This is a genomic window from Clostridium sp. (assembly GCF_036642255.1).
Classification (GTDB): Bacteria; Bacillota; Clostridia; order Clostridiales; family Clostridiaceae; genus Clostridium_J.
The window spans coordinates 51,165-58,965 of the sequence record NZ_JAVWDJ010000026.1; the positions used below are offsets into that span (position 1 = coordinate 51,165).

The window sequence follows — 7,801 nt, forward strand, 5'->3', positions numbered from 1 at the left end:
AAAATAATATTAATTCTCCTATGGTCCTCTCTATTCAATGATAGGGAGGTGATTGTGTTCTTAAATTTAAATGTAAATTTATGGAATAGAATTTGAAGGCTTGTCAATACTTTTCAATGTGAGGGGGAATTAATATGAAATTTAAGTTTAAAATATTGTTAACTATTCTTTTAACACTAGTTATATCGATATCTAATAATAGTTTTCTTTTGGCAAAGGAAAAGGTTGATTTATTTGATGTAATCTTTTCTAATGAAAATATAGAGGTTAGCAAATATTCTGTTACAGCTACATTCAAGGCTAGTTTGAGCGACACTGGGCTATCAAAGGATATCCTAAATAGAATATGTACCATTTTAGGCAATGTGGAATATACTATAGAAGATAAAGGTGGATTTACTAATATTTTATTTTTAAATGAAGATTATGAAGGAACAATTAATTGCACATCCTATGATGGTGAAAATATAATTACAGTTACAGTAATTAAGGAAGATACTGAAAATAAAACAAAAGAGCTTCAAGGTAAACTTTCCGAGATTTTATCCCATGTAAATAGCAGGATAATTTATTCTCAGTGTATCAAAGGAAAAGTCTTAAGCAACAATTTAGATGAAATTAATAAATTTGTTTTAGATACACTCGAACAAAATAAAGCGGAAAACATTAATGCTGCTAAATTATACAATGGATATAGCAATATCGCTAATACTAAGTTATATAATTCTAAAAAAATTGGAAATTTGGATATAGATTTTCATTGTGCAGTAGTTAAGTATTCCTCAGGATGCTATATAATCATGGGTACACCAGAAATAACCTTGGATTATTAAAAAAATAGCATGTTAATTGGAGGATGAAGATGGGTAAGTTTATTATAAAGGGTGGTAAAAAACTAAGTGGAGAAGTGAACATAAGTTCAGCAAAAAACTCTGTATTACCAATTCTTGCAGCAACAATTTTAAGTGGTGGCAAATGTACTATTAAAAATGCACCAATGTTGAAAGACGTGTTTGTATTATGTGATGTATTAGAAGCGCTTTTAGCAGAGGTTAATATAGATAAGGTCAATAATGTAGTTGAAGTTAATACAAGTAATTTAAATGATTTAAATGTAAATGATGAGCTTGTAAGAAAAATGAGAGCTTCATTTTTGGTTATGGGTGCAATGTTAGCTAGATTTGGGAAATTTAAAATTTCACTTCCTGGAGGATGTAATATTGGGTCTAGACCAATAGACTTACATCTTAAAGGATTAGCTGCACTAGGTGCAAAGATAAAGGTTGGACACGGGTATGTAGAAGCAACTGCTGACAAATTAAGAGGAAATAATATTTATTTAGATTTTCCTTCTGTTGGTGCCACTGAAAACATTATGATGGCAGCTACTTTAGCAGAGGGAACTACAGTGATTGAAAATGTAGCAAAGGAACCAGAAATCATTGATTTAGCTATGTTTTTAAGGGAAATGGGAGCTAATATCCAAGGTGAAGGAACAGATACTATTACTATTTTAGGAGTAGAATATCTTAATGGGGCAGAGTATGTTCCAATATTTGATAGGATTGAGGCAGGAACTTTTATGATTGCGGCGGCAATAACTAAAAGTGCCATTACTATAAAAGGTGTAAATGAAAGATATTTAAGGCCCATGATTGCAAAACTTCGGGAAATGGGTGTAATAATAACTATGAAAGATAATGATATGTTTGTTGATGGGAATGTAGAACTAAAGCCTATAGACATAATAACAATGCCATATCCAGGGTTCCCAACGGATATGCAATCTCAGATGATGAGTTTATTAGGTAAGGTAGTCGGTACAAGCATAATCACAGAAACTGTATTTGAGAATAGATTTATGCAAGTTGGCGAACTTACAAGAATGGGTGGAAATATAAAGATAGATGGAAGAAGTGCAGTTATTGAAGGTGTTAATGACTTCACTGGAGCAGAGGTAAAGGCAACAGATTTAAGAGCAGGAGCTTCTTTAATTTTAGCAGGATTATGTGCAAAAGGAGAAACTGTTATAAAAGATATATACCATATAGATAGAGGATACGTTTCTATTGAGAATAAACTAAGAGCTTTGGGTGCTGATATAATAAGAATTGATGATGATAAATAATTTATATAATAAAGGCATAGTAAACTATAAGGGTTTACTATGCCTTTATTTTCATATAAGTAATGGTATAGGGCACAGTAAGTAACTAGGTTAGTGCAATTTATGATATTCCCTACGAATAGACTCTACTCCCAGCATAGCTGTCATTAGAGCCTATTACTCTGTAATAAAGTGAAAAATAGCTTAAGTAGTTGTAATATTATTGGCTTGTCTTTAATAAATATTAATATTACTTTATGGAAGAAGGAGGAGCCAAATGAGATACTATAAAGATAATAAGACCACAATAAACTACAGAGTTATTGGTAGTTCCTTAAAGCCAGTTTTGAACATATTAATGTACTTCGGCTTAGCAATAGTATTTTTATTTATTTCTGCATACATGATTCTAGGAAAACCAGGAGCTAGTGAGAGTGGAGAAAATAAATCTATTGGGGATAATGGTGTGAAAAATTATGATAACAATGTGAATGATATAGTGAATAAGGATGGATCCAAGGAAAATACCGAGTTTAATTTGAAAGCAGGTAATGTAAAAGTATATTTAACTAAAGAAGGAAGAATTGTAGATCTACCTTTAGAAGAATATATAAAAGGTGTCATAAGTAGCGAGATGCCTGTAACTTTTGAAATTGAGGCTTTAAAAGCACAAGCAATAGCTGCGAGGACTTATACAATAGCTCATACCAAAGCATTAGGAGGGGGTTGTGCCAATGCAAAGGGAGCAGATTTATGTGATACAATTCATTGTCAAGTCTATATGAACAAAGCTACTAGATTGAATGCTTGGGGAATAGATGGAGATAAAAATTGGCAAAAAATTGAGCAAGCTGTTAATGGCACTGCTGGTATGGTGTTAACATATAATAATGAGCTTGCAAAGGGTGCATATTATTTTTCTACTAGCAGTGGGAAAACAGAAAATGTGGAAGAAGTTTTTGTAAATGCTCTACCTTACTTAAGAAGTGTTGAAAGTCCTGGAGAAGAAATAGCCCCAAAATATAAAAGTGCTGTAACTATTCCATTTTCAAAGTTTGCATCTACAGTAAATAGTGCATATAAAGATGCAGGGGTTGATGTTAATAAAATCAAAGATCAAGTACAGATAAAAAGTAGGACTGAGGGTGGCAGCGTTAAGGAGATAAAATTAGCCAATGTAACTATTCCAGGTACAAAGTTTAGGACTTTATTTGGACTTAATTCAGCTAATTTCCAACTCGAGTTTCTATCGAAGGAAGTGGTTGTTAAATGTACTGGAAATGGCCATGGTGTTGGGATGAGTCAGTGGGGTGCCAATGTTATGGCTAAAGAAGGGGAAAAGTATAATGATATTCTAACCCATTATTATAGTGGAGTAGAAATCAAAAGTGTGAAAAAGTAAAAACATTGAGTTCACAATTGTGATTAATTATTATGATACGAAAACTTAAGTTTTTTAAATAAAAGTTATATAAGCTTCAAGATCATTATATTTATGTTCTTGAAGCTTTTTGTTGTTAAATTTTAGAGAACTAAGTACGTATGATTGCAATACTTTAAATTAATTCCTTGTTAACTCAGTAATAAATAGGAAAATCAAAACTTTAATAAAAAAATTTCTAACACATGTATTAATTTCCAAATATAGGTCTAGAATACAGTTGGAGGTGTTTTTATGAACAACAAATTCAATAATTTTAAACAATTTATTAAAAAGGAAGGTTTTTACGTAATACTTTTCGTCTGCTTATGTGCTGTGGCAACAGTAGCTGCAATTACTGCTGGTGGAAATAAAGATACAGCAATGAATCCACCTGTGGAACAAAAAGAAACTACTGTAACAGAACCTAAAGATCCTCAAGATGCACTTCAAGTAAAAGAAGATATAAAACCAGTACCAAATGTACAAGTTCAAAACAAAACTCAGGCGGTTTCTAATACAGAAAACAAAAGTTTTGTTAATCCAGTTAAAGGTTCATTAGGAAGAGCGTACTCAGAGGATCCAGTTAAGTTTAAAACAACTAATGATCACAAAACTCACCCTGCAATGGATATTAAAGCTGAAAAGGGCGCATCTGTAGTAGCAACTTTAGATGGAGTTGTTAAAAATGTAGATCGTGACACTGAGGGAATATATGTAGAAATTGATCATCAGAATGGTTTAATTACTAAGTATGCAAATTTAGATGAAAAGTTAGCAATCAAAAAGGGAGACAAAGTTAAGGCTTCCCAAGAAATTGGTAAAGTTGGAGATACTACAAATTTAGCATATGAAGAGTATGGAACATATCTTCATTTTGAAGTTTTAAAAGATGGTAAAAATGTAGATCCAGCTACTTATGTAAGTTATAAAAAATAATTCACAGATTTTAAGTGGTAATTTTAGTCATTTTCCGATTCTTTCGGAAAATGACTAATAAGAAAGTAATTTCACATTAGTTTTCAGCATATTTATAAATATAGAAGGGTTAAGGAGGTAACACTTTGAAAGATTACATCGAAGATAGAGTACTAGAGGTCGCTAGATACATTATTGAATCGCAAGCTACTATAAGAAAAACAGCATCAGTTTTTGGAGTAAGTAAAAGTACAATACACAAGGATATGACTGAGAGATTACCTAAAATAAATCCGCAAATAGCTGAAGAAGCAAAAACTATCTTAAATTTAAATAAGTCAGAGAGACACATTAGAGGTGGAAAAGCCACAAGAATGAAGTATAAAACGATTGAAGGATAAAATATTTAGTATTATAATAGTAATTAAGGCAAATTTTAGCGAAACTTAAATTATTATAGTACAAATATACCAAAGAGCAGGAGTGAAATTTAAGATGTTTTTTTTCGGAATGGGTACAGACATGGGTATAGACCTAGGTACTGCTACAGTACTTGTGTACATTAAAGGTAAGGGTGTAATTTTAAAAGAGCCGTCGGTTGTAGCTATTGATAAAAATGCCAACAAGGTACTAGCAGTAGGCGAAGAGGCTAGAAAGATGATAGGAAGAACACCAGGTAATATTGTTGCAATTCGTCCACTAAGAGATGGTGTAATTTCCGACTATGATGTTACAGAGAAGATGCTTGAGCACTTTATAAAGAAGGCTTGTGGAAAAAGAAAGATGTCAGCACCAAGAGTTGTTGTTTGTGTCCCTTGTGAAGCAACTGAAGTTGAAAGAAGAGCGGTAAATGATGCAGCTAAAAATGCAGGGGCAAAAAGAGTTTCTTTAATTGAAGAACCTTTAGCAGCTGCAATAGGTGCAGGGCTGGATATAACAAAAGCCAGTGGGAATATGGTTATTGATATTGGTGGAGGGACTACTGATATTGCAGTTATATCCCTTGGAGGAATGGTTGTCAGAGAATCAATTAAAGTCGCAGGAGACAAGTTTGACGAGGCAATTATTCGTTATATTAGAAAAAAACATAAGTTAATGATAGGTGAAAGAACGGCGGAAGATTTAAAGATTAATATTGGGTGCGCATACCCTAAAGAAGAAGAAGTGAGTATGGAAATAAGAGGAAGAGACCTTATAACAGGACTTCCCAAAAATATACTGGTAAATTCAAGTGAAATGAGAGAAGCTTTAAAAGAAGCAGTTTATGCAATTGCTGAATGTACTCATTCTGTTTTAGAAAAAACTCCACCAGAATTAGCATCTGATATCGCAGATAAAGGAATAGTTATGACTGGAGGAGGAGCTCTATTAGATGGGCTAGATAAGCTAATTCAAGAAATTACAAAAGTACCCGTTTATGTAGCTGAGGATTCAGTGTCCTGCGTTGCACTAGGCACTGGTAAAGTACTAGATTATATTGATAAATTAGATGATGCTTTTAGTGGTCAACATGTATCACTAATAGACTAGAAAAAAGCAATATAGCTTCGGCTATATTGCTTTTTTGCATATTAATTTATTTGATTGTTCCGCCAGTGGAATTTTTCATATGTGATTAATTATCTAGCTTCGTCCATTGCTTTACTATCTTTATATTGGAAGCTAAGATGATAGGCGTGCATTAAGCTGTGAGTTATTACTTTTGAAAGTTGTACAATTAAATTTAAACGTATATTTCTTGTGGTAAAAGGCTCATCATCATCACTAGAGTCTACTATACCAATTATTGATATATCCCCCACAGGTGGTAATATTTTACCCACTCCTTTTCCAGGATTTATGGGATAATTTCTAACTTGAATTTCACCGATACTTGAATAGGGACCTAAACAAGCATCTATACCAATAATTTTAGAAGTTGGATGAATTGATTTTATCTCAGTCAGCTTTGATTCAAGATTCAAAGCATGTATAGGATCTGATATAGTCCCATATACAGGAAGAGGAAAAAATTTTTCGCTAAGATATGTTCCCACTAAAGGACCTAAACAATCGCCAATACACCTATCAGTGCCAATACATACTATTATAGTGTTTTCGTTTAAATGATCCTTAATAAAATTAGCTAAGTTATAATACCCCAAAGGATCCTTGTAATGCGTTTTGATCTTACTCACTGAACACACACCCCCCTAGTTTATTTATATGAGGAGATATATGTAATTATTATTTGAAAAACATTAGGAATAGGTTAATTATGGGAAAAATCAAATATATTTTTTAGAATAAAATTATTAATTTTAGGAATAATCTATAGATGATGGTTTTTAGGATGGTGATAAAGTGAAAAGAAAGTCTTATTCTATAATTGTTATTATGTATAGCATTATTTGTATCTACATAATGATTAACTATAGACTGCCAAATAAAGACATAAATGAAAATATTACTACTGTTAGAAAACAGCAGGAACTATTAAATAATGATAGATATGAAAAATCAGATATTACTAAAAAAGATAATGTTAACGAATATACCAATGAGAGTACCATTTCAAGTTATAAACCTAGTGATATTTTTGATGAAACAGGAACTATGGATTATCATGGTTACAAAAAAAATAAGGGTTTAAAAATAGTTAAAGATGATTTTGAGGAATTGTATAAACAAGAAAATGAAGTTGCTATAACTAATGATGGTAATGAACAATTTGATTCTTATAATATAGAACAAAGAAAGAAAAATCAGGTTATAAAGGTGCCAATAAATGATATAATGTCATATATTTCATTAAAAGATAAGGGAATACTATTATCCATATCAAAAAACTTGGCAAAAGGTGATTACGAAAAGTTTCAAGAATACCTAAGTTATAAAAATCAAAAAATTGGTGTAAGAAGGGCATTGGAGATTATTGAAGAGAAGTTAACTGAAAAAGAGATAAATGAAATAAAGGCTATTTTCTCTAGATATATAGATATGAATACCGTAGAAGAGGAGAAATAATATATTTGCAAAGGGAGTTACAATAGGTGAAATTTCACCTATACTTTCATAGGTGAGCCTTTGCTTTAGCCAATGGGTTAGACTCAGGAAGTATGCTTATAGCAGTATGAAATCTATAACTCTAAAGTGAAACTAAAATAAATTATGTAATCATAGGAATGCAGAGTATTTATAAACAATCAGAAGGTAAGTGAAAATAAACTAATAAAACAGGCAAATTTAAGTTTGAAAAAATCCAAATAAAATTGTATACTAATCCTTGTCAATGTTAACAATAGCTCTAGTAGCTAATAAATTGCTGGCATGGCTCAACGGTAGAGCAGCTGACTTGTAATCAGCAGGTTGTAGGT

At 31.8% G+C, this 7,801-nt stretch carries 8 protein-coding genes; 7 read left to right on the plus strand and 1 reads right to left on the minus strand.

From position 1 onward, the window contains the following. Positions 1-134 precede the first annotated feature (134 nt). From RR409_RS13965 to RR409_RS13990, 6 genes are all read left to right on the plus strand, one after another. A complete protein-coding gene (locus tag RR409_RS13965; protein ID WP_332558382.1) occupies positions 135-833 on the plus strand; it encodes a hypothetical protein in 699 nt (232 codons plus the stop codon). A 29-nt stretch (positions 834-862) separates the two neighbouring features. Further along, on the plus strand, positions 863-2,128 hold the full coding sequence (gene murA, locus RR409_RS13970) for a UDP-N-acetylglucosamine 1-carboxyvinyltransferase (protein WP_332558383.1): 1,266 nt from the start codon (positions 863-865) through the stop codon (positions 2,126-2,128). A gap of 256 nt (positions 2,129-2,384) precedes the next feature. After that, complete coding sequence (spoIID, locus tag RR409_RS13975) at positions 2,385-3,509, plus strand: stage II sporulation protein D (protein ID WP_332558384.1); 1,125 nt, start codon at positions 2,385-2,387, stop codon at positions 3,507-3,509. A gap of 273 nt (positions 3,510-3,782) precedes the next feature. Next, positions 3,783-4,466, plus strand: a complete 684-nt coding sequence (locus RR409_RS13980) for a M23 family metallopeptidase (RefSeq protein WP_332558385.1) — start codon at positions 3,783-3,785, stop codon at positions 4,464-4,466. Positions 4,467-4,591: 125 nt separating this feature from the next. Then, positions 4,592-4,846, plus strand: a complete 255-nt coding sequence (gene spoIIID / locus RR409_RS13985) for a sporulation transcriptional regulator SpoIIID (protein ID WP_332558386.1) — start codon at positions 4,592-4,594, stop codon at positions 4,844-4,846. A gap of 94 nt (positions 4,847-4,940) precedes the next feature. Continuing rightward, on the plus strand, positions 4,941-5,975 hold the full coding sequence (locus RR409_RS13990; RefSeq protein ID WP_332558387.1) for a rod shape-determining protein: 1,035 nt from the start codon (positions 4,941-4,943) through the stop codon (positions 5,973-5,975). A gap of 89 nt (positions 5,976-6,064) precedes the next feature. Here RR409_RS13990 and yyaC read toward each other — a convergent pair whose 3' ends face one another. After that, entirely contained in the window at positions 6,065-6,622 is a 558-nt protein-coding gene (gene yyaC, locus RR409_RS13995; RefSeq protein WP_332558388.1) for a spore protease YyaC, read from the minus strand. A gap of 166 nt (positions 6,623-6,788) precedes the next feature. Here yyaC and RR409_RS14000 point away from each other — a divergent pair, with 166 nt between their 5' ends. After that, positions 6,789-7,451 (plus strand): hypothetical protein, encoded by a 663-nt coding sequence (locus tag RR409_RS14000; protein WP_332558389.1) that lies wholly within the window; start codon positions 6,789-6,791, stop codon positions 7,449-7,451. Positions 7,452-7,801 lie beyond the last annotated feature (350 nt).

Excerpts from the sequence above, each read along its gene's own strand:
- RR409_RS13980 (WP_332558385.1), top strand. The coding sequence starts at position 3,783 with ATGAACAACAAATTCAATAATTTTAAACAATTTATTAAAAAGGAAGGT.
- RR409_RS13990 (WP_332558387.1), top strand. The coding sequence starts at position 4,941 with ATGTTTTTTTTCGGAATGGGTACAGACATGGGTATAGACCTAGGTACT.
- RR409_RS13965 (WP_332558382.1), top strand. The coding sequence starts at position 135 with ATGAAATTTAAGTTTAAAATATTGTTAACTATTCTTTTAACACTAGTT.
- spoIID (WP_332558384.1), top strand. The coding sequence starts at position 2,385 with ATGAGATACTATAAAGATAATAAGACCACAATAAACTACAGAGTTATT.
- murA (WP_332558383.1), top strand. The coding sequence starts at position 863 with ATGGGTAAGTTTATTATAAAGGGTGGTAAAAAACTAAGTGGAGAAGTG.